The organism is Thioalkalivibrio sulfidiphilus HL-EbGr7 (assembly GCF_000021985.1).
Classification (GTDB): domain Bacteria; phylum Pseudomonadota; class Gammaproteobacteria; order Ectothiorhodospirales; family Ectothiorhodospiraceae; genus Thioalkalivibrio_A; species Thioalkalivibrio_A sulfidiphilus.
This window is the reverse complement of record NC_011901.1, coordinates 2,880,842-2,907,504: the sequence shown is the minus strand read 5'-3', so window position 1 is coordinate 2,907,504 and position 26,663 is coordinate 2,880,842. Positions and strand designations below refer to the sequence as shown.

At 66.5% G+C, this 26,663-nt stretch carries 23 protein-coding genes and 2 riboswitches; of the genes, 17 read left to right on the top strand and 6 right to left on the bottom strand.

Translation table 11 applies throughout. The annotated features are described in order from the left end of the window. The first annotated feature begins 3 nt into the window (after positions 1–3). The 3 genes from pepP to TGR7_RS13860 all read left to right on the top strand — a co-directional run bounded on the left by pepP (position 4) and on the right by TGR7_RS13860 (position 4,040). Positions 4–1,368, top strand: a complete 1,365-nt coding sequence (gene pepP / locus TGR7_RS13870; RefSeq protein WP_012639313.1) for a Xaa-Pro aminopeptidase — start codon at positions 4–6, stop codon at positions 1,366–1,368. A 264-nt stretch (positions 1,369–1,632) separates the two neighbouring features. Then, complete coding sequence (gene ubiH, locus TGR7_RS13865; protein WP_012639312.1) at positions 1,633–2,853, top strand: 2-octaprenyl-6-methoxyphenyl hydroxylase; 1,221 nt, start codon at positions 1,633–1,635, stop codon at positions 2,851–2,853. Next, on the top strand, positions 2,850–4,040 hold the full coding sequence (locus TGR7_RS13860; RefSeq protein WP_012639311.1) for a UbiH/UbiF/VisC/COQ6 family ubiquinone biosynthesis hydroxylase: 1,191 nt from the start codon (positions 2,850–2,852) through the stop codon (positions 4,038–4,040). Before ubiH ends, TGR7_RS13860 begins: the two co-directional genes overlap by 4 nt. 165 nt (positions 4,041–4,205) lie before the next feature. Here TGR7_RS13860 and TGR7_RS17940 read toward each other — a convergent pair whose 3' ends face one another. Further along, entirely contained in the window at positions 4,206–4,337 is a 132-nt protein-coding gene (locus tag TGR7_RS17940) for a hypothetical protein (protein ID WP_012639310.1), read from the bottom strand. Positions 4,338–4,505: 168 nt separating this feature from the next. Here TGR7_RS17940 and TGR7_RS13855 point away from each other — a divergent pair, with 168 nt between their 5' ends. The 9 genes from TGR7_RS13855 (at position 4,506) to TGR7_RS13815 (ending at position 13,131) form a co-directional block, all read left to right on the top strand. After that, the gene (locus tag TGR7_RS13855; protein ID WP_012639309.1) at positions 4,506–5,108 is read left to right on the top strand and encodes an SAM-dependent methyltransferase; all 603 of its coding nucleotides are present in this window, start codon (positions 4,506–4,508) and stop codon (positions 5,106–5,108) included. 168 nt (positions 5,109–5,276) lie between these two features. Continuing rightward, a riboswitch (glycine riboswitch) is annotated at positions 5,277–5,378 on the top strand. Further along, positions 5,379–5,475: riboswitch (glycine riboswitch) on the top strand. Positions 5,476–5,526: 51 nt separating this feature from the next. Further along, complete coding sequence (gene gcvT, locus TGR7_RS13850) at positions 5,527–6,618, top strand: glycine cleavage system aminomethyltransferase GcvT (protein WP_012639308.1); 1,092 nt, start codon at positions 5,527–5,529, stop codon at positions 6,616–6,618. 216 nt (positions 6,619–6,834) lie between these two features. Next, positions 6,835–7,227, top strand: a complete 393-nt coding sequence (gene gcvH, locus TGR7_RS13845) for a glycine cleavage system protein GcvH (RefSeq protein ID WP_012639307.1) — start codon at positions 6,835–6,837, stop codon at positions 7,225–7,227. A 66-nt stretch (positions 7,228–7,293) separates the two neighbouring features. Further along, entirely contained in the window at positions 7,294–8,649 is a 1,356-nt protein-coding gene (gcvPA, locus tag TGR7_RS13840) for an aminomethyl-transferring glycine dehydrogenase subunit GcvPA (protein WP_012639306.1), read from the top strand. A 247-nt stretch (positions 8,650–8,896) separates the two neighbouring features. Then, positions 8,897–9,397 carry a thiol peroxidase gene (gene tpx / locus TGR7_RS13835; protein WP_012639305.1) on the top strand — a complete coding sequence of 167 codons (501 nt, stop codon included), beginning with the start codon at positions 8,897–8,899 and terminating at the stop codon, positions 9,395–9,397. Between the two features lie 203 nt (positions 9,398–9,600). Further along, positions 9,601–11,091: an aminomethyl-transferring glycine dehydrogenase subunit GcvPB gene (gene gcvPB, locus TGR7_RS13830; RefSeq protein WP_012639304.1), complete on the top strand. Its 1,491-nt coding sequence runs from the start codon at positions 9,601–9,603 to the stop codon at positions 11,089–11,091. Beyond that, entirely contained in the window at positions 11,091–11,450 is a 360-nt protein-coding gene (locus TGR7_RS13825) for a diacylglycerol kinase (protein WP_012639303.1), read from the top strand. The genes gcvPB and TGR7_RS13825 overlap by 1 nt, the downstream gene beginning before the upstream one ends. 186 nt (positions 11,451–11,636) lie before the next feature. Continuing rightward, the gene (locus TGR7_RS13820; protein ID WP_012639302.1) at positions 11,637–12,134 is read left to right on the top strand and encodes a GlcG/HbpS family heme-binding protein; all 498 of its coding nucleotides are present in this window, start codon (positions 11,637–11,639) and stop codon (positions 12,132–12,134) included. A gap of 169 nt (positions 12,135–12,303) precedes the next feature. Then, positions 12,304–13,131 (top strand): UDP-2,3-diacylglucosamine diphosphatase, encoded by an 828-nt coding sequence (locus tag TGR7_RS13815; RefSeq protein ID WP_012639301.1) that lies wholly within the window; start codon positions 12,304–12,306, stop codon positions 13,129–13,131. 236 nt (positions 13,132–13,367) lie between these two features. Here the strand turns inward: TGR7_RS13815 and znuA are convergent, their stop codons facing one another. Next, positions 13,368–14,366, bottom strand: coding sequence for a zinc ABC transporter substrate-binding protein ZnuA (znuA, locus tag TGR7_RS13810; RefSeq protein ID WP_012639300.1), 999 nt, complete (start codon positions 14,364–14,366; stop codon positions 13,368–13,370). Positions 14,367–14,451: 85 nt separating this feature from the next. Here znuA and TGR7_RS13805 point away from each other — a divergent pair, with 85 nt between their 5' ends. Both TGR7_RS13805 and znuB read left to right on the top strand, forming a co-directional pair. Continuing rightward, complete coding sequence (locus TGR7_RS13805; protein ID WP_012639299.1) at positions 14,452–15,249, top strand: ATP-binding cassette domain-containing protein; 798 nt, start codon at positions 14,452–14,454, stop codon at positions 15,247–15,249. A 45-nt stretch (positions 15,250–15,294) separates the two neighbouring features. Next, positions 15,295–16,095 carry a zinc ABC transporter permease subunit ZnuB gene (gene znuB / locus TGR7_RS13800; protein WP_012639298.1) on the top strand — a complete coding sequence of 267 codons (801 nt, stop codon included), beginning with the start codon at positions 15,295–15,297 and terminating at the stop codon, positions 16,093–16,095. Positions 16,096–16,284: 189 nt separating this feature from the next. Here the strand turns inward: znuB and folA are convergent, their stop codons facing one another. The 4 genes from folA to TGR7_RS13780 form a co-directional block, all read right to left on the bottom strand. After that, positions 16,285–16,773 (bottom strand): type 3 dihydrofolate reductase, encoded by a 489-nt coding sequence (folA, locus tag TGR7_RS13795; RefSeq protein WP_012639297.1) that lies wholly within the window; start codon positions 16,771–16,773, stop codon positions 16,285–16,287. Positions 16,774–16,903: 130 nt separating this feature from the next. Continuing rightward, entirely contained in the window at positions 16,904–17,737 is an 834-nt protein-coding gene (locus TGR7_RS13790) for a thymidylate synthase (protein ID WP_012639296.1), read from the bottom strand. Between the two features lie 10 nt (positions 17,738–17,747). Next, on the bottom strand, positions 17,748–18,545 hold the full coding sequence (gene lgt, locus TGR7_RS13785; RefSeq protein ID WP_012639295.1) for a prolipoprotein diacylglyceryl transferase: 798 nt from the start codon (positions 18,543–18,545) through the stop codon (positions 17,748–17,750). A gap of 28 nt (positions 18,546–18,573) precedes the next feature. Continuing rightward, a complete protein-coding gene (locus TGR7_RS13780; RefSeq protein ID WP_012639294.1) occupies positions 18,574–19,854 on the bottom strand; it encodes a class I SAM-dependent rRNA methyltransferase in 1,281 nt (426 codons plus the stop codon). Positions 19,855–20,164: 310 nt separating this feature from the next. Between TGR7_RS13780 and TGR7_RS13775 the strand changes: the two genes are divergently transcribed. The 3 genes from TGR7_RS13775 to TGR7_RS13765 all read left to right on the top strand — a co-directional run bounded on the left by TGR7_RS13775 (position 20,165) and on the right by TGR7_RS13765 (position 26,659). Then, positions 20,165–22,195 carry a thioredoxin domain-containing protein gene (locus tag TGR7_RS13775; RefSeq protein WP_012639293.1) on the top strand — a complete coding sequence of 677 codons (2,031 nt, stop codon included), beginning with the start codon at positions 20,165–20,167 and terminating at the stop codon, positions 22,193–22,195. A 265-nt stretch (positions 22,196–22,460) separates the two neighbouring features. Further along, positions 22,461–23,537, top strand: coding sequence for an efflux RND transporter periplasmic adaptor subunit (locus TGR7_RS13770; RefSeq protein ID WP_012639292.1), 1,077 nt, complete (start codon positions 22,461–22,463; stop codon positions 23,535–23,537). Continuing rightward, positions 23,534–26,659 (top strand): efflux RND transporter permease subunit, encoded by a 3,126-nt coding sequence (locus tag TGR7_RS13765; RefSeq protein WP_012639291.1) that lies wholly within the window; start codon positions 23,534–23,536, stop codon positions 26,657–26,659. The genes TGR7_RS13770 and TGR7_RS13765 overlap by 4 nt, the downstream gene beginning before the upstream one ends. Positions 26,660–26,663 lie beyond the last annotated feature (4 nt).

Sequence of the window (26,663 nt, the reverse complement as noted above, 5' to 3'; positions counted from 1 at the left end):
GCCATGAATGCCACCACCCGCAATGCACGACGCCCGTCCGCCGATGCCTTCACCCCCGCCATGGCCAAGGAACTGGCGCGCCGACGCCGCCAGCTGATGCGCGCCATGGGGCAGGGCAGCATCGCCGTGATCCCCTCGGCGCCGGTGCGGGTGCGCAACCATGACGTGGAGTACCCCTACCGCCAGGACAGCGATTTCCTCTACCTCACCGGCTTCACCGAGCCCGGCGCCGTGGCGGTGCTGGTGCCCGGCCGGCCCCAGGGGGAGTACGTGCTGTTCTGCCGGGAGCGGGACCCGGTGATGGAGACCTGGCACGGCCGCCGCGCCGGCCAGGAGGGGGCGGTGGAGCGCTTCGGCGCCGACGACTCCTTCCCCATCTCCGACGTGGACGACATCCTGCCCGGCCTGCTGGAGGATCGCGTGCGGGTCTACGCCACCCTGGGCCGGGATCAGGACTTCGACCAGAAGCTCATGGGCTGGGTGAACCGGCTCAAGGAACAGGCGCGCAGCGGCGTGCATCCACCCCATGAGTTCGTGTCCCTGGAGTACCTGCTCCACGACATGCGCCTGTTCAAGTCCCGCGCCGAGATCAGGCTGATGCGCGAGGCGGGCGCCATCTCCACCCGTGCCCACGTGCGCGCCATGAAGGCCTGCCGACCCGGCATGATGGAATACGAGATCGAGGCGGAGCTGCTGTACGAATTCCGCCGCGCCGGCACCGAGCCCGCCTATCCCTCCATCGTCGGCGGCGGCGCCAACGGCTGCATCCTGCATTACACCGAGAACAACGCGCGTCTGAATGACGGCGACCTGTTGCTTATCGACGCCGGCTGCGAGCTGCAGGGCTATGCCAGCGATATCACCCGCACCTTCCCGGTCAACGGACGCTTCAGCCCGGCCCAGCGGGAGCTCTACGAGGTGGTGCTGGAGGCCCAGTACGCGGCCATCGAACAGGCGGTGCCCGGCAACCACTGGAACGACCCGCACATGGCGGCGGTGAAGGTGCTCACCAGGGGGCTGGTGTCCCTGGGTCTGCTCAAGGGGCGGCCCGCGCAGCTCATCAAGGACGGCGCCTACCGGCAGTTCTACATGCACCGCACCGGCCACTGGCTGGGTCTCGACGTGCACGACGTGGGCGACTACAAGCTGGACGAGACCTGGCGCCTGCTGGAACCGGGCATGGTGATGACCGTGGAGCCAGGCCTGTACATCCCGGCGGGTACCAAGGGTGTGCCCAAGCGTTTCCACGACATCGGCATTCGCATCGAGGACGACGTGCTGGTGACCGCCGATGGTTATGACGTGCTCACCAGGGACTGCCCCAAGGCGCCGGACGAGATCGAGGCGCTGGTGGGGAGCGGGGAATAACTCATTCAAAATTCAAAATTCAAGATTCAAAATTCAAAATTCAAAGGGGTGTGCAGCTCCGTAGGCCCGATAGAGCGCAAGCGGTATCGGGCAGCTTATGCCGGACATCGCTACGCTATGTCCGGCCTACGACTGGTCGGAAGCGCCTGAATGGCGAATCGAGATTCAAAATTCAAAATTCAAAATTCAAAGGTTATGTGCAGTCTTCCTTTGAATTTTGAATTTTGAATTTTGAATTGATCATCAACGCTGAGGTTGGAACCCGTGGCTGAACCATTCGACATTCTCATCGCCGGCGGCGGCATGGTCGGGGCCACCCTGGCCCTGGCGGTGGCGCGCAACGGATATCGGGTGGGCGTGCTGGAGGCCCGTCCGCCGGGAGAGCCCGGTCAGCCCAGCTACGATGACCGCACCACCGCCCTGGCCTACGGTTCCCGACGCATCCTGGAGGCCCTCGGTCTGTGGCAGGGGGTCGCGGACCAGGCCACGCCCATCGAGCACATCCATGTCTCCGAGCGGGGACGCTTCGGCGTCACGCGCCTCTCGGCCGCCGACGAAAATGTGCCCGCCCTGGGCTACGTGGTGGCCAACCGCGCCATCGGCGCCGCCTGGCTGGCGGCGCTCAAGGATTCATCCGTGGAACTGATCACCCCCGCCACCGTGCAGGCCTATCGGGTGCATGCCGACGGCGTGTCGGTACAGATCCGGGGGCAGGACGACGCAACGCGGGAATTACGGGCGCGCCTGCTGGTGGCCGCCGACGGCACCCATTCGATGTTGCGCCAGTTGGCGGGCATCGGGGTGCATGAGCGGGACTACGGCCAGACCGCCGTCATCGCCAATCTCACCCCGGGCCGGGATCACGGGGGCGTGGCCTACGAGCGCTTCACCGACGAGGGCCCCATCGCCCTGCTGCCCATGAGCGAGGGGCGCTGCGCCCTGGTCTGGACCCGGCCCGCGGACCAGGTGGATGTCACCCTGGCCTTGAACGATGCCGATTTTCTCGCTGCCCTGCAGGATCGCTTCGGCCATCGCCTGGGCCGCCTGCGCAAGGTGGGCCGCCGCGCCGCCTATCCCCTGAAACTGGTGCGGGCCGTGCGCGACACCGCTGCGCGCCTGGTGCTGGTGGGCAATGCCTCCCACACCCTGCACCCGGTGGCGGGGCAGGGCTTCAACCTGGCCCTGCGGGACGTGGCGGTGCTGGCGGACCTGCTCGCCGGCGCCGCTCGTGACGGCAGCGACCCGGGTGCGCCGGCGCTGCTGGATGCCTACTCGGCGTGGCGCCGCGAGGATCTCGACACGGTGCAGACCTACACCGATGGGCTGGTGCGCCTGTTCACCAATCCCTGGCCGCCCCTGGCCCATGCCCGCGGCGCGGCGCTCGCCGCGCTGGATCTCTGTCCGCCCCTGCGACACCGGCTGGCACGCCAGAGCATGGGCCTGGCGGGCCGTCTGCCGCGTCTGGCCAGAGGGCGCGCCCTATGAGCCACACATATATAAGGCATGCCCAGGCACTGGATGTCCTGGTGGTGGGCGCCGGCGTGGTGGGCACCGCCCTGGCCCTGGCCCTGGGTCGGCAGGGTTTCAAGGTGGGCCTGCTGGAACGGGATCACCCGGCGCCCTTCGACCCCGGGGCGGAGACGGACCTCAGGGTGTTCGCCATCAATCACGCCAGCCAGCGTCTGTTCCAGTCGCTGGGTACCTGGGAGGCCATGGTGTCCCGGGGGGTGAGCCCCTACGAGGCCATGGAGGTCTGGGACGCACGTAGCCCAGGGCGCATCCGCTTCGAGGCCGCCGAGGTGGGCGAGGCGGACCTGGGGCATATCATCGAGAACCGGGTCATCCAGACGGTGCTTTGGGAAGCACTCGAAGGAGCGGATGTGCTGCGCCTGTGTCCGGCCAGCCTGGCCCACCTGGATGTATCGGGTGAGCGGGTGCGGGCCAGCCTGGATGACGGGCGGGTGTTCGAGGCGCGCCTGGTGGTGGGGGCCGACGGCGCCCGTTCCCGGGTGCGCAGCCTGTGCGGCATCGGCGTGGATGTCACCCGCTACGGCCAGAAGGCGGTGGTGGCCAACGTCAGCACCGAACGGCCCAATCCCGCCACCGCCTGGCAGCGTTTCCTGCCCAGCGGGCCGCTGGCCTTCCTGCCGCTCGCCGATGGCCGATCCTCCATCGTCTGGTCCACGGACACCGAGTCCGCCGAGGCGCTGCTTGCCCTGGACGAGTCGAGCTTCTGCCGGGAGCTGGGTGCCGCCTTCGAGCGGCGCCTGGGCGAGGTGACCGCCACCAGCGCCCGGGCCGCCTTTCCCCTGGCGGGCAGCCAGGCGAAGCACTACGTGCGCAGCCGCATCGCCCTGGTGGGGGACGCGGCGCACACCATCCATCCTCTGGCGGGTCAGGGGGCCAACCTGGGCCTGGCGGATGTGGCGGAACTGGCCCGGGTGTTGGCAGAGTCTGCTGGCCGGGATCCCGGTGACCTGCGCGGCCTGCGCGCCTACGAGCGTGCCCGGCGCGGCGAGAACTGGGTGATGATGCGGGCCATGGAGGGGTTCAGCGGGCTGTTCGGCAGCCGGCTTGCGCCGGTGGAACTGGCCCGGGGACTGGGCCTGAACCTGGCGGATCGCCTTCCCGCCATCAAGAACGGTTTCCTGCGCCGGGCGCTGGAGGGGTGAAATACAAGGATGAAGGATAAATGAAAGACCCTGCACGCCCTTTCCCTCAGGGACAAATCCGCCGGGAGCGGACTTGAGCAGCCAACAGGCTGGCCCGAAGGGTGGAGGGCAGGATGCCCGGAATAGAGGGCTGGGGTGAGGGTGGTTCCACCTTCACCCTGACAATCAGCCCGGGCAGAAATCCTGGTTGATCACGGGGCCGGTGATCTCCTGGCTCTCGGCAGGGGCATCGGCCAGGGCCGGGGCGCTCAGGAACAGGGCGAGCAACAGGGCTGCGAAAAGGCTGCGAACAGGCATGAGACCTCCTTTGGACTGCGTTCGGTACCCCGGCTCATGCCGGCGGGGGATTCCGATGGGTGGGCGCGGTCCATGGCCGTCGCCTCGTACCCGGTGATGTGACCTGCGAACAGTCTGTTTTCGTGCCAGACTGAAAGCAACTTTTCGCCACGTTTTTTGAGGGCTTTTATGATGAAGGAATTCTGGGACGAGCGCTACCGTGAGTCCGGTTTCGCCTACGGCGAGGCCCCCAATGCCTTCCTGGTGAGCCATGAACGGCTTTATCAGCCGGGACAACGGGCCCTGGCCGTGGCCGATGGCGAGGGGCGCAACGGGGTCTGGCTGGCCGGCCGTGGGCTTCAGGTGCTCTCGGTGGATCGTTCCCAGGTGGGGCTCGACAAGGCCGAACTGCTGGCCGCGTCCCGGGGCGTGGCCGTGGAGACCCGCTGCGTGGATCTGGCCGAATGGGACTGGCCCGAGGCGGCCTTCGACCACGTGGTGGCCGTTTTTGCCCACTTCCCCCCGGACATCCGTCAGCAGATCCACCGGGCCATGCTGCGCGCGCTGAAACCCGGCGGTGTCCTGCTCCTGGAGGCCTTCAGCCCGGAACAGCTGGACTACGAGAGCGGCGGCCCGCGGGATCCCGCCATGCTCTACTCGGCGGTCATGCTGCGCGAGGACTTCGTGGACGGCGACATCGAAGAGATCGCCGAGACCCTCACCACCCTGGACGAGGGGCCTTATCACCAGGGCCCGGCGGCGGTGACCCGGGCCCTGGTGCGGCGGCCGTGAGGGGCTTTCACCTCCTGTAGGTCGGGCTTCAGCCCGACATCCCGGCGGTTCTCCAAGCCGCCGCTGTCGGCCTGAAGGCCGACCTACGATTCACACGCCTTTCCCCTTACGCCTCACCCTGGAGTGCGCTATAGTTCGGGCTCGGTCAGGGCGCCCTGTCAGGCGCGTCCGGTCCACATGGGAGAGCCCTCTCCGTTCCCCGGAATCGAGAGGCGCCGAAGGCGCAACTTCCGCCCGGAAACGCTCAGGCAAAAGGACCGTGTGGTTACCCGTACCGGCTCTGGAGAGCGGTCGCCGCGCGCGGCCCACCGAAGGGGAGAACCGCGACGCGGTTTAATCTCTCAGGTTTCAGGACAGAGGGGTGGTCGATGTGAAAGGCATCGGCCACCCCTTTTTCGTTTTCCAAGGAACCTGAACCATGAGCAAGCAGACCCCGCTGTATGAGAAACACCTGGAAGCCGGCGCCCGCATGGTGGACTTCGGCGGCTGGTCCATGCCCCTGCATTACGGCTCCCAGATCGAGGAACACCACGCCGTGCGCCGCGATGCCGGCATGTTCGACGTCTCCCACATGACCGTGGTGGACGTGCAGGGCAACGGTGCCCGCGACTACCTGCGCTTCCTGCTGGCCAACGACGTGGCGAAACTCAAGGTGCCCGGCAAGGCCCTGTACAGTTGCATGCTCACCCCCGAGGGCGGGGTGGTGGACGACCTGATCACCTACTATCTCTCCGATACGTTCTATCGCCTGGTGGTCAACGCGGCCACCCGGGACAAGGATCTGGCCTGGATGCGGGATCGGGCCACCGGTTTCGATGTGCTGCTCCAGGAGCGGGACGATCTCGCCATGGTGGCGGTGCAGGGTCCCCATGGCCGTGACAAGGCCCTGTCGGTATTGGATGGCGAGATCGCCCGGGTCGCCGATGCCCTGTCTCCCTTCGTGGGCGGGCAGGCCGGCGACTGGTTCGTGGGCCGCACCGGTTACACCGGCGAGGACGGCTTCGAGATCATGCTGCCCGCCGCCGAGGCACCCGCCTTCTGGGACCGCCTCAAGGTGGCCGGCGTGCAGCCCGCCGGCCTCGGCGCCCGGGACACCCTGCGCCTGGAGGCGGGCATGAATCTCTACGGCCAGGACATGGACGAGCAGGTCTCGCCCCTGGAATCGGGTCTCGCCTGGACCGTGGCCTTCGAGCCCGCCGAGCGTGACTTCGTCGGCCGTGCGGCCCTGGAAAAACAGAAGGCGGCAGGCGGCCTGCGCCGTTTCGTGGGCCTGGTGCTGGAGGGCCGTGGCGTGCTGCGCGGCCACATGCGCGTGCTGTGCGGTGCGGCCGGCGAGGGCGAGATCACCAGCGGCGGCTTCTCGCCCACCCTGGGTGTCTCCATCGCCCTGGCCCGGGTGCCCGCGGGCACCGGCGAGCGCGTGGAAGTGGACGTGCGCGGCAAGCCCCAGCCGGCCAGGCTGGTCAAGCCCCCCTTCGTGCGCAACGGCCAGGCCTGCGTGGAGATCTGAACCTTATTTTCGCCGCAGAGGCGCGGAGACGCAGAGAAACAAATCGACAGGATTTACATGATTCACAGGATGATTCAAAAGGCCTTGATTCTTTAAATCCTGTTAATCATGTAAATCCTGTCCAAGCCTTGCTCTTCTCCGCGTCTCTGCGCCTCTGCGGCAGAAATTTGATTTTCAGAAGTTTGATTTTTAAATCACAGAACCCAGGAGTCCGACATGAGCAATACCCCTGCTGATCTTCGCTATACCAAGAGCCACGAGTGGGTGCGCAGTGAATCCGACGGCACCGTCACCGTGGGCATCTCCGATCACGCCCAGGAGCTGCTCGGCGACCTGGTGTTCGTGGAGACCCCCGAGGTGGGCAGCAGTCATGGCGCCGGTGCCGCCTGCGCCGTGGTGGAGTCGGTGAAGGCCGCCTCCGACGTCTATGCGCCCGTGGCCGGCGAGGTGGTGGCGGTCAACGAGCAGCTCGCCGACAGCCCCGAACTGGTCAACAGCGATCCCTACGGCGAGGGCTGGCTGTTCCGCCTCAAGCCCGCCGATGCGGGCGCCGCCGGCGGCCTGATGGACGCCGACGCCTACCAGGCCATGGTGGACGAGGAAGGCTGAGCCCAGCCGATCCGCACAAACGGTCCAGGGACGGACATCAAGCCTTCACACAGACCGGGTTAAGTTATGCCGTTTATTCCGCACACCGAGACCGATATCCAGGACATGCTGGCCGCCATCGGCGTCAACGACATCGAGCAGCTGTTCGACGAGATCCCCAGTGCGCTGCGCACGGGACCGCTGAACCTGGTGCCCGAGGCCATGAGCGAGATGGAGATCACGCGCCTGATGCACCGGCGCGCGGCCCAGGACCACGTGGATCTCAACTTCATCGGCGCCGGTGCCTACGAGCACCACATCCCTGCGGCGGTCTGGCAGATCGCCACGCGGGGAGAGTTCTACAGCGCCTACACGCCCTACCAGGCCGAGGCCAGTCAGGGCACCCTGCAGCTGGTCTACGAATACCAGACCATGATGACGGGCCTGACCGGCATGGACGTCTCCAACGCCTCCCTCTACGACGGCGCCTCGGCGCTGGCGGAGGCGGTGCTCATGAGCGTGCGTGCCAACCGCAAGTCCAAGAGCCACCGCGTGCTCATGCCCGCCACGGTGAACCCGGTGTACCGTTCGGTGACCCGCGCCATCGTGCATGGCCAGGGCATCGAGCTGGTGGAGGTGCCCTTCGATCCCGCCACCGGCCGTGTCGATCCCAAGTCCCTGGCTGCCTTCGAAGGCCAGGACATCACCGCCCTGGTGATCCCCCAGCCCAACTTCTTCGGCGTGCTGGAAGAGGCGGATGCGCTCACCGACTGGGCCCACGCCCAGGACGCCCAGGTGATCGGCGTGGTGAATCCGGTCAGCCTCGCGCTGCTCAAGCCCCCGGGTGAGTGGGGTGGGAAGGGCGCGGACATCGTGTGCGGCGAAGGCCAGCCTCTGGGCGCGCCCCTGTCCTCCGGCGGCCCGTATTTCGGTTTCATGTGCTGCCGCAAGGAGCACGTGCGCCAGATGCCGGGCCGTATCGTGGGCCGCACCCTGGACGCCGACGGGCGCACCGGTTTCGTGCTGACCCTGCAGGCCCGCGAGCAGCACATCCGTCGCTCCAAGGCCACCTCGAACATCTGCACCAACCAGGGCCTGGTGGTCACCGCCGCCACCATCCACATGGCGCTGCTGGGTCCCGAGGGCCTGGAGCGGGTCGCAGCCGCCTGCCACGCCAACACCCATGCCCTGATCGAGCGCCTGAAACCACTGGGCGTGACCCCGGCGTTTGCCGGCGAGGCCTTCCACGAGATCGCCTTCCGTCTGCCCAGGCCGGTGCGTCCGGTGCTGGATGCCATGGCGCAGCAGGGCGTGCTGGGCGGTTACGCCCTGGGTGATGACTACAGCGATCTCGGCGACCTGCTGCTGGTGTGCGCCACCGAGACCAAGACCGAGGCTGACCTGGACCGTTATGCCGAGGTGATGAAGGCAGCGCTGGCGTAGCAATGAACTTCTGCCGCAGAGGCGCGGAGGCGCAGAGAGTGCGGGAGATTGAAAGGCGATTCGGGATCGTAGGTTGGGGTGAGGAACGAACCCCAACGGGTCGTTGCCGGTGCAAGCGGGTTGGACTTCGCTGTGCTCAGTCCAACCTGCATATCCCGACCGGTTGTGTTAGCTCTGTGACCTCTGTGACCTCTGTGGCAAAAAGAATTCCTTGAGACAACCACGAACGCAAGCGAGGAACCAAATCATGGCCGAGATCAAACTGCACGGTAACCCCATCCATACCAACGGCGACCTGCCGCCCGTGGGCTCCCAGGCCCCCGATTTCACTCTGGTGGACAAGGACCTCAACGATGTGGGCCTGGCCGCGTTTGCGGGCAAGAAGAAGGTCCTGTCCGTGGTGGGTGCGCTGGACACCAGCACCTGCGCCAATTCCACCATGAAGCTTGAGAAGCTGCTGGCAGGCCGCGACGACGTGGTGGTGCTCGTGATCTCCGCCGATCTGCCGCCCACCCAGGCGCGTTTCTGTGCGGCCCAGAAGATCGAGCAGGTGCAGACCCTGTCCATGATGCGCTCGCGAAACTTTGCCAAGGACTACGGGATCCTGCTCACCGATGGCCCCCTGGCAGGCATCACGGCCCGGGCGGTCATCGTGCTGGACCAGAACAACAAGGTGCTGCACACGGAGTTGGTCCAGGAATTCAGCGAAGAGCCGGATCTGGATGCGGCGTTTGCGGCGCTGGGCTGAAGACTGATTGCCGCAGAGGCGCTGAGTCGCAGAGGGAAAAATCGACAGGATTAACATGATCAACAGGATTCAACGAAGTAGGGCACTCCCTTTTTCGAACAATCCTGTTAATCATGTAAATCCTGTCCAGGCATTTCTTTTCTCTGCGCCTCTGCGGCTGATGTGGATTTGATTGAATACCGATACTTGAGGAGTTTCCAGACATGCTGATCTTTGAGCGTTCCCGTCCCGGGCGCGGGGCCACGGCCCAGGCGCCGCTGCGCGAGGCCACCGTGAGCGGGCTGCCCGAGCGCTTCCGTCGCGGCACGCGCGCGCCGCTGCCGGAACTCTCCGAACTGGACGTGGTGCGCCACTACACCCGGCTGTCCCAGAAGAACTTCTCCATCGATACCCAGTTCTACCCGCTGGGGTCCTGCACCATGAAGTACAACCCGCGGGCCTGCAACAGCCTGGCCATGCTGCCGGGTTTCCTGGGCCGCCATCCCCACGCGCCGGACACCCACAGCCAGGGCTTCCTGGCCTGCATGTTCGAGCTGCAGGAGATGCTGCGGGATGTGACCGGCATGAAGGGCGGCGTGTCGCTCACCCCCATGGCCGGTGCCCAGGGCGAGTTCGCCGGCGTGGCCATGATCCGCGCCTACCACGACGCCCGCAAGGACACCGCGCGCACCGAGATCCTGGTGCCCGATGCGGCCCACGGCACCAACCCGGCCACCGCCACCATGTGCGGCTACACGGTGAAGGAGATCCCCACCGACGATTCCGGTGACGTGGACATGGAGGCCCTGAAGGCCGCTCTGGGTCCGCACACTGCCGGCATCATGCTCACCAACCCCTCGACGCTCGGCGTGTTCGAGCGGCGCATCAAGGAGATCGCCGACCTGGTGCACCAGGCCGGCGGACTGCTGTACTACGATGGCGCCAACCTCAACGCCATCCTCGGCAAGGTGCGCCCCGGGGACATGGGCTTTGACGTGATCCACATGAACCTGCACAAGACCTTCTCCACCCCACACGGTGGCGGCGGTCCCGGTGCCGGCGCGGTGGGCGTGAGCGAGCGCCTGCGCCCCTTCATGCCCATCCCGGTGGTGGCGAAGGAGGGCGAGCGCTATCGCTTCATGACCGAGAAGGACCTGCCCCAGTCCATCGGTCGGCTCTCGGCCTTTGCCGGCAACGCCGGCGTGCTGCTGCGCGCCTACGTGTACATGCGCATGCTGGGCCGCGCGGGCATGCCCCGGGTGGCGGAGTTCTCCACCCTCAACGCCAACTACGTGATGGCGCGCCTGAGGGAGAAGGGCTTCGAACTGGCCTTCCCCGGGCGCCGCGCCACTCACGAGTTCATCGTGACCCTCAAGCGGCTCGCCAAGGACACCGAGGTGACCGCCATGGACGTGGCCAAGCGCCTGCTGGACTTCAACTACCACGCTCCCACCACCTACTTCCCGCTGCTGGTGCCCGAGTGCCTGCTCATCGAGCCCACCGAGACCGAGAGCAAGGAGACCCTGGACGGCTTTGTGGAGGCCATGGCCGAGATCCTGGAAGAGGCGCGCACCAGCCCCGACAAGGTCAAGGGTGCCCCCTATACCCAGCCCAACCGGCGCTTCGATGAGGTGCGTGCCGCCCGTGAACTGGATGTGGCCTGGCGGCCCGGCGCCGCGCTCGACGAGGTCGCTGAACAGGGACGGACGGACTGATGGCCTACAGCGGCAACCGCGGTATGACGCGCATCGTCAAGGCCGCGGGCTACTCCTGGGCGGGATTGCGCGCCGCCTTCAAGCACGAGGAGGCGTTTCGCCAGGAACTGCTGCTGGTGGTGCTCGCCCTGCCCCTGGCCCTGTGGCTGGGCGAGACCGGGGTGGAGCGGGCCCTGCTGGTGGGCAGCCTGTTGCTCATCCTCATCGTGGAACTGCTCAACTCCGGCATCGAGGCGGCCATCGACCGCTTCGGCGGCGAACAGCACAAGCTCTCCGCCCGGGCCAAGGACATGGGTTCGGCGGCGGTGTTGTTCGCGCTCATCAACGCGGCGGTGATCTGGTTGCTGGTGCTGATCTGAAGCGGATTCAAAATTCAAAATTCAAAGGGGGAGCTAGCACATGCAGTGGCGCCGACAACCTTTGAATTTTGAATCTTGAATCTTGAATTTTGAATTGTTCCACCGCGCGCACTCTCTGGCTCCGGGCTTCTACACTCATAGAGGCCCTGCAATGAATAAATCGCCACCATGAGAGGAGAAACCACCATGAAAATGATCCGTTCCCTGCTGGCCGGTGCCGTGATCCTGAGCGCCGGTGCCGTTGCCCAGGCCGATGCCCCGGTGACCGCGGACATCAAGCGCCTGTCCCTGGAGATGGCCAACCGCATCGCTCTGGCCACCATCGAGGCCTGCCGCGCCGAGGGCGTGAATGTTGCCGTGACCGTGGTGGATCGCGGCGGGCATCCCCAGGTGGTGATGCGTGACACCCTGGCCATGGACCTGACCCTGGAGATCTCCAGGCAGAAGGCCTACACCGCCATGTCCTTCAACGCGCCCCTGTCCCAGATGGAAGACCGCTTCACCCGGCCCTTCTCGGTGGGCAAGGTGCAGGGCATCGTGTTCTCCGCCGGCGGCCTGCCCATCCACTCGGCCGGTGCCATCGTGGGCGGCGTCGGTGTCAGCGGAGCGCCCAGTGGTGAATTGGATGAGAAGTGTGCCGCGGCGGGACTCGAGGCGGTGCAGTTCGATCTCGATATGGGATAGGAGAGCGCTAGAGACAAGATGCAAGAGACAAGTGGCAAGAAAACCCTCTTGTCTCTTGCATCTGGCAACTTGTCTCAAGTGCCTTTTTTCACCGTAAATTCATGATTGCTTGATCTTTTTGTAACCTCCCCAATTCAGACTCCGCGAAACCACTGCCGAGGGTCTGTCCATGGGAACGCTTCGCTGCCGCAGTGTATTCATCTCCGATGTGCATCTGGGCACCCGCGAGTGCCGCGCCGATTACCTGCTGGATTTCCTCAACAGCGTCCGCTGTGAACAGCTCTACCTGGTGGGCGACATCTTCGATCTCTGGAGCATGCGCCGCTCCGTGTACTGGACCGCGGACCAGTCTGCAGTGCTGCAGCGCATCCTGCACATGGCGCGCAGTGGTACCCGGGTCACCTACATCCCCGGCAATCACGACGAGCTGTTCCGCGACTTCGCAGGCAGCGAGTTCCATGGCGTGCAGGTGCGCCTGAACGCCGAGCACCTGAGTGCCGACGGGCGGCGTTTCTTCGTCAGTCACGGTGATGAGTTCGACGGCGACGTGCGCCACAACGCCCTGCTCAAGGCGGTGGGTGACGGTGCCTACCAGATGCTGCTCAAGGGCAACCGCGTCTACAACGCCTGGCGCCGCCGCCGGGGCCACGGCTACTGGTCCCTGTCCGCATGGCTCAAGACCCGGGTGGGCAACGCCCGGGCCTACATCCGCAAGTTCGAGGAGGCTGCCGCCCAGGAGGCGCTGCGCAACGGCTTTGACGGCTACATCTGCGGCCACATCCACAAGGCCGGCATCGAGCGCATCGACGGCGTGCTCTACTGCAACGACGGTGACTGGGTGGAGCACTGCACCACCCTGGTGGAGGATTTCAGCGGCACGATGCAGTTGCTGCACTGGTCCGACCACTGCCGGGTGGAGGCCAGTGACTGCGCCGTAGAGGTGCCGGTCCCGGATCTGCTGGGCGTGCTGGTGGGTGCGGACAAGAAGGCGGCGTAGGAGGCCTGACCCCGGGCCGAACGGGTTGGCGGGGACTCGGTGATCGGTCATTCACGCAGAGAACGCAAAGACGCAGAGAGCGCAAAGTTTTTGGATGTGAATTCTTTGCGTCCTCTGCGTCTTTGCGCCCTCTGCGTTACCAGCCAAGGCCTGGTTGCTTCCCGGGCGATTCGCGGCGAGGTCGCCGCTCCTACAGGGTGGGTTTTCTTCCCACTTCCCGATTCACCCTTCCCACTTCAAGACAGGCACTCCACCAGGCTCTGCGCCAGGTTGCGCAGCAGCGCCTCATAGCCCTCCGGACCCGACGGCAGGTCCGCACCCAGGGGATCCAGCACGCCGGTGCGTGCCTGGGTGCCCTCGATCACCGTGGCCACGATGGCAGGGCGGAACTGGGGTTCGCTGAACACGCAGAGGGCCTCGGACTGGCTGACCCGCTGCCTGATCTCCTGGATGCGCCGTGCGCCGGGGGCTCGGGACGGGTCCACGGTGATGGAGCCGGCCGGCGTCAGGCCGTAGTGGCGCTCGAAGTACTGGTAGGCGTCGTGGAACACGATGAAGGGCGCCTCGCGCACCGGCGCCAGCCGGGCGCGCAGTTCCTCGTCCAGCTGGTCGAGCCGGGCCAGCATGCGATCCCGGTTGGCCCCGTAGGCCGCCGCGTTGTCCGGGTCAACCGCCGCGAGTACGCCGGCCACGTGCGTCACGATGCGCCGGGCGTTCTCCGGCGACAGCCAGACATGGGCGTCGGGTTCGGCGTGAGCATGGTTGTGAGCCGCGTGGCTGTGCCCGTGGTTGTGGCTGTGACTGTGTGCGTGGTTGTGGTCCCCGTGCCCATGACCATGACTGTCCCAGATCCCGCCCTCGCGTACCGGGTGTTGCACCAGATCCGCATCCTTGAGCAGGGTGACGCGCTGTACCTCCGAGCCCAGCCCCGCCAGGGGGCGCACCAGGAAGTTCTCCAGTTCCGGCCCGGTCCAGATGACCACCCGGGCCTGCTGCAGGGCGCGCATCTCCGAGGGGCGCAGGGCGTAGTCATGGGGGGAGGCGCCGCCGGGCACCAGCAGCACCGGTGCCGTCACGCCTTCGGTCACGCCGGTGACCAGGTCGTGGACCGGCTTGATGCTCACCACCACCTGTGGTGCGGCCTGCACGTTGCCCAGCAGCAGGGCGAACAAGGACAGGACAGCCAGGAAAAGGCCCGGGTGCGATGTCAGTTTCCTCTGGCGGATGGCAGGCATGGCGCGTTACTCTCAGGAATGGATATGTGATGTAATAATATAACATTCGCCCTTTGCGTCCAGCTTTTCAGGACACGGATCTCCCATGTCATCAGTGACCCGCTCAAATGCCCACGATGCGGCCTCGCCCCTGGTTGCAGCGCGGGGCGTGGGCCTGACCCTGGGCGGTCGTCACATCCTGCATGGCGTGGATCTCGGCGTGGAGCGCGGTCGCATCGTCACCCTGATCGGCCCCAACGGGGCCGGCAAAACCTGCCTGGTGCGCATCCTGCTGGGCCTGTTGCCCGCGACCGAGGGCGAGGTGATCCGTACCCCGGGGCTGAAACTGGGCTACATGCCCCAGCGGGTCCTGGTGGATGAGGTATTGCCCATCACCGTGGGCCGTTTCCTCACCCTGGGCGGGCGGGCCAGCCGCGCACACCAGCGGGAGGTGCTGCGGGAGGTGGGTGTGGAACACCTGCTGGATCAGCCCATCCAGTCGGTCTCCGGCGGTGAGATGCAGCGCGTGCTGCTGGCCCGCGCGCTGATGCGCAGGCCGGACCTGCTGGTGCTGGATGAGCCCGCCCAGGGCGTGGACGTGGCCGGGCAGGGCGAGGTGTTCCGGCTCATCGCCCGCCTGCGCGACCGCTACGGCTGCGGCGTGCTGATGGTCTCCCACGAGCTGCACCTGGTGATGGAGGCCGCCGACTCCGTGGTCTGCCTCAACCAGCACGTCTGCTGCACCGGCCGTCCCGAGGCGGTGAGCCGCCACCCGGAATACCTCAAGCTGTTCGGCGACCCCGCCGAGGCCCGGGGTCTCGCCATCTACACCCACGCCCACGACCACCACCACGACCTCCATGGTTGCGTGGTCGAGAACGAAGGTCACAAGGAGAAGCAATGAAACACACTTGCCTCTTGCCTCTTGGATATTGTCTCTAGCGCCCTTATGGACGACTTCATCCTCAGAGCCCTCATGGGCGGCATCGCGGTGGCCCTGGTGGCGGGGCCCTTGGGCTCCTTCGTGGTGTGGCGGCGCATGGCCTATTTCGGCGACACCCTGGCCCATTCGGCGCTGCTGGGCGTGGCGCTCGGTTTCCTGCTGGGCATCAGCCTGAACCTCACGGTGATCGCCCTGTGCACTGCGCTCGCAGTGCTGCTGGTCCTGCTGCAGCGTCAGCGACGGCTGGCCAGTGACACCCTGCTGGGCATCCTCGCCCATAGCACCCTGTCCCTGGGCCTGGTCTCGGTCGCCTTCCTGGAAGGGGTGCGCATCGACCTCATGGGTTACCTGTTCGGCGACATCCTCGCGGTGAGCCAGGGGGACCTGCTGTGGATCTTCGGCGGCGGTGCGCTGGCGCTGATCCTGCTCATGATCCTCTGGCGTCCGTTGCTGGCCATGACCGTGCACGAGGACCTGGCCCGGGTGGAGGGCGTGCCGGTGATGTGGGTGAGCCTGGGCTTCATGCTGCTCATCGCCCTGGTGATCGCCGTGGCCATGAAGGTGGTGGGCATCCTGCTGATCACCTCGCTGATGATCATTCCCGCCGCCACCGCCCGGCGCCTGGCGGCCACGCCGGAGCAGATGGCCCTCTATGCCGGCGTGCTGGGCTCGCTTGCGGTGGTGGGTGGCGTGATGGGTTCGCTCACCTGGGACACGCCCACGGGGCCGTCCATCGTGGTGGCGGCGGCGGCCTTGTTCGCGGTGATCTACCTGATCCCGGGGCGGCGCTTTCGTCGGGCGGGCTGATCCGGGCGGATGACTTGCCGCAGAGGCGCTGAGGCGCAGAGAAAGAATAAGGATCTGACAGGATTTACATGATTAACAGGATTGAAAAAACTTGGACGGGCTTTCTTTAAAAATCATGCTAATCATGTAAATCCTGTCAAAAGCCTTTTTTTCGGGATTCCTCTGCGCCTCTGCGGCGAAAGTGCGCTTTTATCCCCGATCCCGTTCCAGGGTGATGAAGGCGTACGCATAAGCATTCTTCTCATCCGGCTCGTGTTCTTCACGGGTTATCTCCCGCCACGCATCCCCGATCTCCGGAAACCAGGTGTCTCCCTCGAAGGCGTGATCGATGCGGGTGAGATACAGCCGGTCGGCCAGCGGCAGGGTGTCCACGAACAGCTTGGCGCCGCCGATCACGAACAGCTCCGGCGCGTCCCCCGCGGCAGCGATCCCTTCCTCGATGGAATGCACCACCCTGGCCCCCTCGGCCCGGTAGTCGGGATCACGGGTGATGACGATGCTGGTGCGCCCGGGCAGGGGGCGTCCGATGGATTCCCAGGTCTTGCGGCCCATGAGCATGGGCGCGCCCATGGTGGTGCGCTTGAAGAAGGCGAGATCCGCCGGCAGGTGCCACGGGAGCTGGTTGTCGCGGCCGATGAGGTTGTTTCGGTCGACGGCGACGATTAAGGACAGTCTCACGGGCGTACCTCTTAGTAGAAGTGGCTAGTGGCTAGTCTCAAGTGGCAAGGTAAAAAACCCCTCCCCAACCCTCCCCCGTAAAGCGGGGGAGAGTTTTTTACCTTGCTACTAGCCACTTGAGACTTGCCACTTAGATTGCAACCGGCGCCTTGATATGCGGATGCGCCTGGTAACCCTCCAGGGTGAAGTCCTCGTACCTGAAATCGAACAGGGACTTTACCTCGGGGTTGAGATGCATCTTCGGCAGGGGGTAGGGCTCGCGGGAGAGCTGTTCCTTCGCCTGCTCCACGTGATTGGAGTACAGGTGCACGTCGCCGAAGGTGTGCACGAAGTCGCCGGGCTCAAGGTCCGTCACCTGCGCGACCATCAGCGTGAGCAGGGCGTAGGAGGCGATGTTGAAGGGCACGCCCAGGAACACGTCTGCGCTGCGCTGGTAGAGCTGGCAGGAGAGCCGGCCGTCGGCCACGTAGAACTGGAAGAAGGTATGGCAGGGGGCCAGCGCCATGCGTCCGGCCCGGGCGTTGTCCTTGGGCGAGATGCCCTCGTCGGGCAGCTCCGCCACGTTCCAGGCGCTGACGATCAGGCGCCGGGAATCCGGGCGGGTGCGGATCTGTTCCACGACCTGGCTGATCTGGTCGATGTGGCGCCCGTCGGGGGTGGGCCAGGCGCGCCACTGCCTGCCGTACACCGGGCCCAGTTCGCCGTCCTCGGTGGCCCACTCGTCCCAGATGCGCACGCCGTTGTCCTTGAGATAGGCGATGTTGGTCTCGCCCTTCAGGAACCACAGCAGTTCGTGGATGATGGATTTCAGGTGCAGCTTCTTGGTGGTCACCAGGGGAAAGCCCTTCGACAGGTCGAAGCGCATCTGGTGGCCGAACAGGGAACGGGTGCCGGTGCCGGTGCGGTCGGATTTCACCGTGCCGTGTTCCAGCAGCTGGCGCATGAGATCGAGATAGGGTTGCATGGCTTGGCGATCAGGCAGTTGCGGATTTGTTGCGATTGTACGCCCAGGCCATCATGACGATGCCGGCCAGGACCATGGGCAGGGTCAGCAGCTGTCCCATGGTCAGCCAGCCGAAGGCGAGGTAGCCGATGTGGGCGTCGGGCAGGCGCACGAACTCCACCAGGAAGCGGAACACCCCGTAGCCGATCAGGAACAGGCCCGAGACGGCGGCCACCGGCCGCTGGTGACGGGAGAACAGCCATAGGAGGGTGAACAGGGCCAGGCCCTCCAGGGCCGCCTGGTAGAGCTGGGACGGGTGGCGGGGCAGCATGTCGGCGGCGGGGAAGATCATCGCCCAGGGCAGGTCCGTGGGCTTGCCCCAGAGCTCGCCGTTGATCCAGTTGCCGATGCGCCCGGTGCCGAGCCCGATGCAGGCCAGGGGCGCGATGAAGTCGGTGATCTGGAAAAAGCGCGCGTTGACCTTGCGCCCGTACAACCAGGAGGCGACCAGGGCGCCGATCAGCCCGCCGTGGAAGCTCATGCCCCCCTGCCAGACCCGCAGCAGCATGGCCGGGTCGGCCAGCCAGGCGTCGAAGTTGTAGAACAGGATGTAGCCCAGGCGACCGCCCACGATGATGCCGATCACCCCGTAGAACAGCATGTCGCCCACCTGCTCCGGCTTCACCGGGCTCCAGGGCTTGCGGGCATGGATGCGGCCCACCCACCAGAAGCCGGCGAAGCCCACCAGGTACATGATGCCGTACCAGTGGATGCTCAGGGGCCCGAGGCTGATGGCGACCGGGTCGATGAAGGGATGCGTGGGGTACATGGGGAAATCGAAGTTGAAAATTCAATATTCAAGATTCAAAGACTGGGGCAGAGGATAACCCAAACCAACTCTTTGAATCTTGAACTTTGAATCTTGAATTCTGGATCATGCCTGTACCGCCCGGCACAGCACCGCCTTGAGGTAGGCGGTCTCCGGCATGGCCGGGTGGACGGGATGGTCCGGGGCCTGGCCGCCCCGGGCAGAGGATCTGCAGGCTGCGGTCCACGTGACGGGCGGCGCCCCAGAGCTGAGCCTCCAGGGAGGCGGCCTCCAGGTGCTGGGAACAGGAGCAGGCGATCAGCAGGCCGTCTTTGGCCATCACCTGCATGGCCATCTGGTTCAGGCGCCGGTAGGCGGCGGTGCCTTCCTTGACGTCCTTGCGGCGCTTGATGAAGGCGGGCGGGTCGGTGATCACCACGTCGAATCGGGCCTGGTCCTCGCGCAGTTGCTTAAGCACCTCGAAGGCATCCCCCTTCACGCCGCTCACCCGGTCCCCGACCCCGTTCTCGGCGGCGTTGGCGGCCATGCTTTCCAGGGCATCACCGGAGGCGTCCACGCAGGTGACTGACTCGGCGCCGTTGAGCGCGGCCTGCACGCCCCAGGCGCCCACGTAGCTGAACAGGTCCAGCACCTTCATACCTCTGGAGACCCGCGCCAGCCAGGCCCGGTTGTCCCGCTGGTCGAAGAACCAGCCGGTCTTCTGGCCCGAGAGGAGTGGTGCGTGGAAGCGGGCGCCGTGCTCCGTGAGGGTGACCGTCTCGGGCACCTCGCCCAGGGCCGGTCTCATGTACAGGTCCAGTCCTTCCAGTTCCCGCACCGGGCTGTCGTTGCGCCACAGCACCGCCTTGGGATGCACGGCCTTGTGCAGCGCCTCCAGGATGGCGTCCTGCATGACCTCCATGCCCGCGGTGGTGACCTGGGCCACCAGCACGTCGCCGTAGCGATCCACCACCAGCCCCGGCAGGCCGTCGCTCTCGCCGTAGGCCAGCCGGTAACAGGGCTCGGTGAACAGGCGCTCGCGCAGGGACAGGGCCACCTTGAGCCGATGCACCAGCAGGGAGGCGTTGAACGGGTGTGCCTTGTCCCGGCTCACCAGCCGCGCGCAGATCAGGGACTGGGGATTGGCATAGCCGGTGCCGATGGCCTTGCCGCGATGATCCTCGATCAGCACCGGCTGGCCCGGCGTCAGGTCCTTGATGGGCGTGGCGGCGATGTCCACCTCGTTGCTGAACACCCAGGCATGGCCGGCCAGCAGGCGGCGTTCCTCGTTCTTTCTCAGGCGCAGGGGGGTGTAGTCGAGGCTGTCCATGGGGCGGTTCCGGTGTCGTCGTGCGGCTGGGCAGTATAGCGCGCGGGGCATTCCCGTTGGTGGGTGGGGTTACGGGACCTTGCCGGTTCACGGGGGTATAGTTCTAGTTGCAACATCTGCCGCAGAGACGCGAAGGCGCAGAGAAGATCTTTGACAGGATTTACATGATGAACATGATTTTTAAAGAAAGCCCGTCCAGGTTTTTTCAATCCTGTTCATCATGTAAATCCTGTCAGATCCTTATTCTTTCTCTGCGCCTCCGCGTCTCTGCGGCAATCCCTTCCGAAGTCCAAGCCCGGTGAACCCGCCCATGCCAGAGCAGACAAGCAACCGCCTAGCGAACGAGACCAGTCCCTACCTGCTGCAGCATGCGGACAATCCCGTGGACTGGTATCCCTGGGGCCCGGAGGCACTGGACAAGGCCAAGGCGGAGGACAAGCCGATCCTCCTGTCCATCGGTTACTCCGCCTGCCACTGGTGCCACGTCATGGCCCACGAATCCTTCGAGGATCCGGCCACCGCCCAGGTGATGAACCGGTTGTACGTGAACATCAAGGTGGACCGGGAGGAGCGGCCGGACCTGGACAAGATCTACCAGACGGCGCACTTCATGCTCAGCCAGCGCAGCGGCGGCTGGCCGCTCACCATGTTCCTCACGCCGGACCAGGTGCCCTTCTTCGGCGGCACCTATTTCCCGGATGCGCCGCGCCACGGCCTGCCCGCGTTCCGTGATCTGCTGGAACGTATCGCCGGCTTCTACCACGAACGCCGCGACGAGATCGAACGCCAGAACGCATCGCTGCAGGGCGCGCTCACCGGCCTGTTCTCACCAAGGGGTCATGATCCGCTCAACAGCGCGGTGCTGGACACGGTGCGTTCCGCCATCGCCCAGCAGTTCGACGAGCGTGACGGCGGTTTCGGCACGCCGCCCAAGTTTCCCCATCCCTCCACCCTGGAGCGGCTGCTGCGCCACCATGCCCAGACCCATGATGAGCGCGCCCGCTACATGGCCTGCTTCACCCTGGAGAAGATGGCCCGGGGCGGCCTCAACGACCAGCTGGCCGGTGGCTTCTGCCGCTACTCCACGGACGGGCAGTGGATGATCCCCCACTTCGAGAAGATGCTCTACGACAACGGCCCGCTGCTGGCCCTCTACGCCCAGGCCTATGCCGCCACCGGCGACGCCTACTTCGCCGACGTGGCCGGGCGCACCGCCGCCTGGGCCGTGCAGACTATGCAGTCACCGGAGGGCGGCTTCTACTCGGCCCTGGATGCCGACTCCGAAGGCGAGGAGGGGCGCTACTACGTGTGGCAGCCGGAGGAGGTGCGCAAGCTGGTGCCGGAGGAGGTCTACCCGGTGTTCGCCCGGGTCTACGGTCTCGACCGAGGACCCAACTTCGAGGGCCGGTGGCACCTGCACAGCTTTGTCACCCCGGAACAACTGGCAAAGGAGTCCGGCACCGACGAGGCCACCATTGAAGCCATGATCGAGGCCGCCCGCGCGCCGCTGCTGGCGGCGCGGGATAAACGGGTGCCGCCGGGCCTGGACGACAAGATCCTCACCAGCTGGAACGCCCTCATGATCCGCGGCCTCGCGGTGGCGGCCCGGCACCTGGGGCGCAGTGAGTGGGTCGACGCCGCAAGCCGGGCGCTGGATTTCATCCGCGCACAGCTGTGGCGCGACGGCCGGTTGCTGGCCACTTACAAGAATGGCAGCGCCCGCCTGTCCGCGTATCTCGACGACCATGCCTACCTGCTGGACGCCCTGCTGGAACTGCTGCAGGTGCGCTGGCGCACGGAGGACCTGGTGTTTGCCCGGGAGATCGCCGAGATCCTGTTGGCACACTTCGAGGACTCGGAGCATGGCGGTTTCTTCTTCACCGCCGATGACCACGAGGCCCTGATCCAGCGCCCCAAGACCTTCGCCGACGAGGCCATGCCCTCGGGCAACGGCGTGGCGGCCCTGGCGCTCAACCGACTCGGTCACCTGCTGGGTGAGCCCCGTTACGTCGAGGCCGCCGAACGCACCGTGCGCCTGGCCACCACCCTCATGGACCAGGCCCCCATGGCCCACGCCAGCCTGATCAGCGCCTTCGAGGAACAGCTCTACCTGCCGAAGCTCGTGATCCTGCGCGGCGAGGCGCAGCGTATCGAGACCTGGCGCGCCGAACTGGAACGGGACTACGCCCCGCGCCGCCTGGTGTTCGCCATCCCCGCCGATGCAAGCGATCTGCCCGAGGCCCTGGCCACCAAGGCGCCGAAGGGCGAGGCGGTGGCCTATGTCTGCACCGGCACCCGCTGCAGCGCGCCGGTGACGGATCTGGATGCGTTGCTGGAATAGCTGGGGTAAGGGCGGTTTGCCACAGAGGCCACAGAGGTCACAGAGGAAAGATCAACGCTTGGTATGCGTAGGTCGGGCTTCAGCCCGACAGCCGAGGCTTCGAGAGGCACCGTTGTCGGGCTGAAGCCCGACCTACGATCATGAGACCCGGCTCGCCTTTTTCTCTGTGACCTCTGTGGCCTCTGTGGCAAAACTGCTGTTTCACCCCAGTGTCACCTGAGCCCCGTCAATACCCCGGTCAACTTCACCGGCTAGACTTTCTCCCATGTCCTCCTTCTTCGCCCGAAACCGTTCCGCCCTCACCATCGCCGGTGTCGCACTGCTGCTGACGCTGTGGATCCTGAGCGGGGTGCTCACCCGCGAGCCGCCGCAGATCAATCAGCGCGCCGAGGCGCAGCCCATGACCGTGGCGGTGATGCGCAGCGCGGCGCAGACCGTGGAGCGCCTGCTCACGCTCCAGGGGGAGGTGCAGGCGGACCAGCGGGTGACGGTGCGCGCGGAGACGGCGGGGCGCATCGCGGCCCTGCCGGTGGAGCTGGGGCAGCGGGTGAGCGCGGGCGAGGTGATCGCGCGCATCAGCATGGACGATCGGGACGCGCGGCTGCGCCGGGCCGAGGCGGCGGTCAGGGGACGGGAGACCGATTACCGCGCCGCCCAGCAACTGGCGCGGGAGGGCTTTCAGGCGCAGCTGCGGGTGGAGACGGCGCTGGCGGAGCTGGAGGCGGCCCGGGCGGAACTGGAAGCCGTGCGCCTGGACATCGCCAACACGCATATCCGCGCGCCCATCGCCGGGGTGGTCAATCATCGCTACGCGGAGGTGGGCGACTTCGTCGGCCGTGCCGACCCGGTGGCCGAGGTGCTGGAGAACCATCCCCTGCGCGCGGTGGTGCAGGTGCCCCAGCACAACGTGCATCGGGTGCAGGTGGGCGGTCCGGCCCACGTGAGCTTCGTGGACGGCAGCGAGCACACCGGCACGGTGCGCTACATCTCGGCTCGGGCGGACACCACCACGCGCACCTTCCGGGTGGAGATCACCGTGCCCAACGAAGAGCGTTCGCTGCCCTCGGGGGTGAGCGTGCAGGTGCGCATCCCGGTGGAGCAGGTGATGGCCCAGCGCATCTCGCCGGCCCTGATCGGTCTGGACGACCGGGGGCGCCTGGGGGTGAAGACCGTGGATGACGACGACCGCGTGGCCTTCCACGTGGTGGACGTGGTGCGCGCCGATGCCGACGGTGTCTGGGTCACCGGTCTGCCGGAGGCTGCGCGCATCATCACCATCGGCCAGGGCTTCGTGAATGCGGGCGAGCCCGTGCGGGTGGTGGACGAAGGCGCCGGTTCATGAACGCACTGATTCAGGCGGCCCTGGATCGCAACCGCACGGTCCTGCTGGTGCTGCTGCTGATCCTCACCGCCGGCGGCATCAGCTACGTCTCCATCCCCAAGGAGGCGGCGCCGGACATCGACATCCCCATCTTCTTCGTCTCGGTCACCTATTCGGGCATCTCGCCGGAGGACAGCGAGCGCCTGCTGGTGCGGCCCCTGGAGCGGGAGCTGATGCCCGTGGCGGGGCTCAAGGAACTGCAGTCCCGGGCCGGCGAAGGCTTCGCGCTCATCCGCCTGGACTTCGAGCCGGGCTACGACAACCGCCAGGCCCTGGCCGACGTGCGCGAGCAGGTGGACCTGGTGCGCGGCGAACTGCCCCAGGGCACCGACGAGCCCCAGGTCATCGAGGTGGACCTGTCCATGTTCCCGGTGCTCACCACCACGCTCTCGGGGCCGGTGCCGGAACGCACCCTGGTGCGCATCGCCCGTGACCTGCGCGACCGTCTGGAGTCCCTGCCCGGGGTGCTGGAGGTGAACATCGGCGGCGACCGGGTGGACGTGCTGGAGGTGATGGTCGATCCCCTGGTGATGGAGACCTACCGCATTCCCTACCAGCAGCTCATCCAGGCCATCGAGCGCAACAACCGCCTGGTGGCCGCTGGCGCCATGGACACCGGCGCGGGACGGGTGACGCTGAAGGTGCCGGGGGTGATCGAATCCCTGGAGGACGTGCTCAACCTGCCGGTGATGGTGGACGCGGGCACGGTGGTCACCTTCGGCGACGTGGCCACCGGGCGGCGCACCTTCAAGGACCCGGAGGGCTTCGCGCGCATCAACGGCCAGCCGGCGGTGTCGCTTGAGATCCGCAAGCGCGGCGGTGCCAACATCATCCACACGGTGAACGACGCCATGGCGGTGATCGAGGCGGCCCGGGCCGACTGGCCCGAGGCGGTGCGGGTGGATCACCTGCAGAACATGGCCGACGACATCGCTGACCTGCTGGGGGACCTGGAGAACAACGTCATTCTCGCCATCGTGCTGGTGATGCTCACCATCGTCGCGGCGCTCGGCGGGCGCTCCTCCTGGCTGGTGGGGCTGGCCATCCCCGGCGCCTTCCTGGGCGGGATACTCGCCATCCATCTCATGGGCTTCACGCTGAACATCGTGGTGCTGTTCTCGCTGATCCTGGTGGTGGGCATGCTGGTGGACGGCGCCATCGTGGTGGTGGAGCAGGCGGACCGTTACCTGGCCGAGGGCATGGACCGGCGCGAGGCCTTCGGGCGCGCGGCGGTGCGCATGTCCTGGCCCATCATCGCCTCCACGCTCACCACGCTCGCCGTGTTCTTCCCCATGCTGTTCTGGCCGGGCATGGTGGGCGAGTTCATGTTCTTCCTGCCCGCCACGGTGCTGGTGACGCTCACCGCCTCCCTGCTCATGGCGCTCATCTTCATCCCCACCCTGGGCAGCCTGGTGGGGGCGCGGGACGCGAGCCGCCCCGCGCAGGTGGCGCGCATCCAGGCCGCCGAGCGGGGCGACTACGACCACATCGACGGCTTCACCGCCCGCTACGTGCGCGCGCTGCGTTACCTGGTCACGCACCCGGGGCAGACCTTCTCGGTGGCGGCCATCCTGGTGGTGGCGGCCTACGCCGCCTACGGCCAGTTCGGCCGGGGCGTGGACTTCTTCCCCCACGTGGAGCCTCGCTTCGCACAGGTGCAGATCCAGGCCCGGGGCGATCTCTCCGTGTGGGAGGCGGACGCCCTGGTGCGCCGGGTGGAGGCGCGCCTGCTGGACGTGCCCGAGATCCAGACCGTCTACGCGCGCACCATCGGTACGCCCCGGGAGCGGCTCATGGCCGACTATGCCGAGGACGTGATCGGGGTGATCCAGCTGGAGCTGATCGACTGGCGCCTGCGCCCGCCCGCCGCCGAGATCCTCGCCCGCCTGCGCGCCGAGACCGCCGACCTGCCGGGCCTGGTGCTGCAGTTCCGGGAACAGGAGGGCGGACCCCAGCAGGGCAAGCCCATCCAGGTGGAGGTCTCGGGCCGGGAGGTGGCGCAACTCTCCGAAGCCGTCACGCGGATACGCGCCCACATGGACCGGCTGGGCGGCTTCGTGGACGTGGAGGATGACCGCTCCCTGCCCGGGGTGGAAGTGCGCGTGGAGGTGGACCACCGGGAGGCGGCCCGCTACGGGGCGGACATCGGCCTGCTGGGCAACGCGGTGCAAATGGTCACCCAGGGGATACGGCTCGGCGGTTACCGGCCCGAGGATGCCGACGAGGAGGTGGACATCCGGGTGCGCTTTCCCTTCGATGAGCGCAACCTGGCGCAGCTGGTGAACCTGCGGGTGCCCACCGCTTACGGGCTGGTGCCCATCAGCAACTTCGTGGAATTCCGCCCCGCGCCCAAGACCGGCATCATCAAGCGGGTGGACGGGCGGCGCAGCTTCACGGTCACCGCCGATGCGGCTGCGGGCCTGCTGGTGGACGACCAGGTGCGCCGCCTGCAGGCGGCGCTGGCCGCGGAACCCCTGCCCGAGGGGGTGGAGATCCGTTTCCGCGGCCAGGCGGAGGAGCAGGCCGAGGCCATGGTCTTCCTGGAGCTGGCCTTTGGGCTTGCCGTATTCCTGATGTTCCTGATCCTGGTGACCCAGTTCAACAGCCTCTACCAGGCGGGGCTGGTGCTCTCCGCCATCGTGTTCTCCACCGCCGGGGTGCTGCTCGGGTTGATCCTGCGCCAGGAGGCCTTCGGCATCGTCATGAGCGGGGTGGGGGTGATCGCGCTGGCCGGTATCGTGGTGAACAACAACATCGTGCTCATCGACACATACAACGTGCTGCGCCGCCAGGGCCTGGACGCGGTCGAGGCGGCGCTGCGCACCGGCGCCCAGCGCCTGCGTCCGGTGCTCCTCACCACCATCACCACCATCCTGGGCCTCACGCCCATGGTGTTCGGGCTCACCGTGGACTTCACCGGGCGGGACTTCAGCATCGGCGCTCCCTCCACCCAGTACTGGGTGCAGCTGGCCACCGCCATCTCCGGCGGCCTGCTGGTGGCCACACCGCTCACCCTGCTGGTCACCCCGGCCATGCTGGTCTGGGGGGATCGGCGCGGACGGGATCATGGGCCGGCTCAATAGTTCA

Coding starts and splice junctions, on each gene's coding strand:
- pepP (WP_012639313.1), top strand. CDS start 4: ATGAATGCCACCACCCGCAATGCACGACGCCCGTCCGCCGATGCCTTC.
- TGR7_RS13860 (WP_012639311.1), top strand. CDS start 2,850: ATGAGCCACACATATATAAGGCATGCCCAGGCACTGGATGTCCTGGTG.
- TGR7_RS17940 (WP_012639310.1), bottom strand. CDS start 4,337: ATGCCTGTTCGCAGCCTTTTCGCAGCCCTGTTGCTCGCCCTGTTCCTG.
- TGR7_RS13855 (WP_012639309.1), top strand. CDS start 4,506: ATGATGAAGGAATTCTGGGACGAGCGCTACCGTGAGTCCGGTTTCGCC.
- gcvT (WP_012639308.1), top strand. CDS start 5,527: ATGAGCAAGCAGACCCCGCTGTATGAGAAACACCTGGAAGCCGGCGCC.
- gcvH (WP_012639307.1), top strand. CDS start 6,835: ATGAGCAATACCCCTGCTGATCTTCGCTATACCAAGAGCCACGAGTGG.
- gcvPA (WP_012639306.1), top strand. CDS start 7,294: ATGCCGTTTATTCCGCACACCGAGACCGATATCCAGGACATGCTGGCC.
- tpx (WP_012639305.1), top strand. CDS start 8,897: ATGGCCGAGATCAAACTGCACGGTAACCCCATCCATACCAACGGCGAC.
- gcvPB (WP_012639304.1), top strand. CDS start 9,601: ATGCTGATCTTTGAGCGTTCCCGTCCCGGGCGCGGGGCCACGGCCCAG.
- TGR7_RS13825 (WP_012639303.1), top strand. CDS start 11,091: ATGGCCTACAGCGGCAACCGCGGTATGACGCGCATCGTCAAGGCCGCG.
- TGR7_RS13820 (WP_012639302.1), top strand. CDS start 11,637: ATGAAAATGATCCGTTCCCTGCTGGCCGGTGCCGTGATCCTGAGCGCC.
- TGR7_RS13815 (WP_012639301.1), top strand. CDS start 12,304: ATGGGAACGCTTCGCTGCCGCAGTGTATTCATCTCCGATGTGCATCTG.
- znuA (WP_012639300.1), bottom strand. CDS start 14,366: ATGCCTGCCATCCGCCAGAGGAAACTGACATCGCACCCGGGCCTTTTC.
- TGR7_RS13805 (WP_012639299.1), top strand. CDS start 14,452: ATGTCATCAGTGACCCGCTCAAATGCCCACGATGCGGCCTCGCCCCTG.
- znuB (WP_012639298.1), top strand. CDS start 15,295: ATGGACGACTTCATCCTCAGAGCCCTCATGGGCGGCATCGCGGTGGCC.
- TGR7_RS13790 (WP_012639296.1), bottom strand. CDS start 17,737: ATGCAACCCTATCTCGATCTCATGCGCCAGCTGCTGGAACACGGCACG.
- lgt (WP_012639295.1), bottom strand. CDS start 18,545: ATGTACCCCACGCATCCCTTCATCGACCCGGTCGCCATCAGCCTCGGG.
- TGR7_RS13780 (WP_012639294.1), bottom strand. CDS start 19,854: ATGGACAGCCTCGACTACACCCCCCTGCGCCTGAGAAAGAACGAGGAA.
- TGR7_RS13775 (WP_012639293.1), top strand. CDS start 20,165: ATGCCAGAGCAGACAAGCAACCGCCTAGCGAACGAGACCAGTCCCTAC.
- TGR7_RS13770 (WP_012639292.1), top strand. CDS start 22,461: ATGTCCTCCTTCTTCGCCCGAAACCGTTCCGCCCTCACCATCGCCGGT.
- TGR7_RS13765 (WP_012639291.1), top strand. CDS start 23,534: ATGAACGCACTGATTCAGGCGGCCCTGGATCGCAACCGCACGGTCCTG.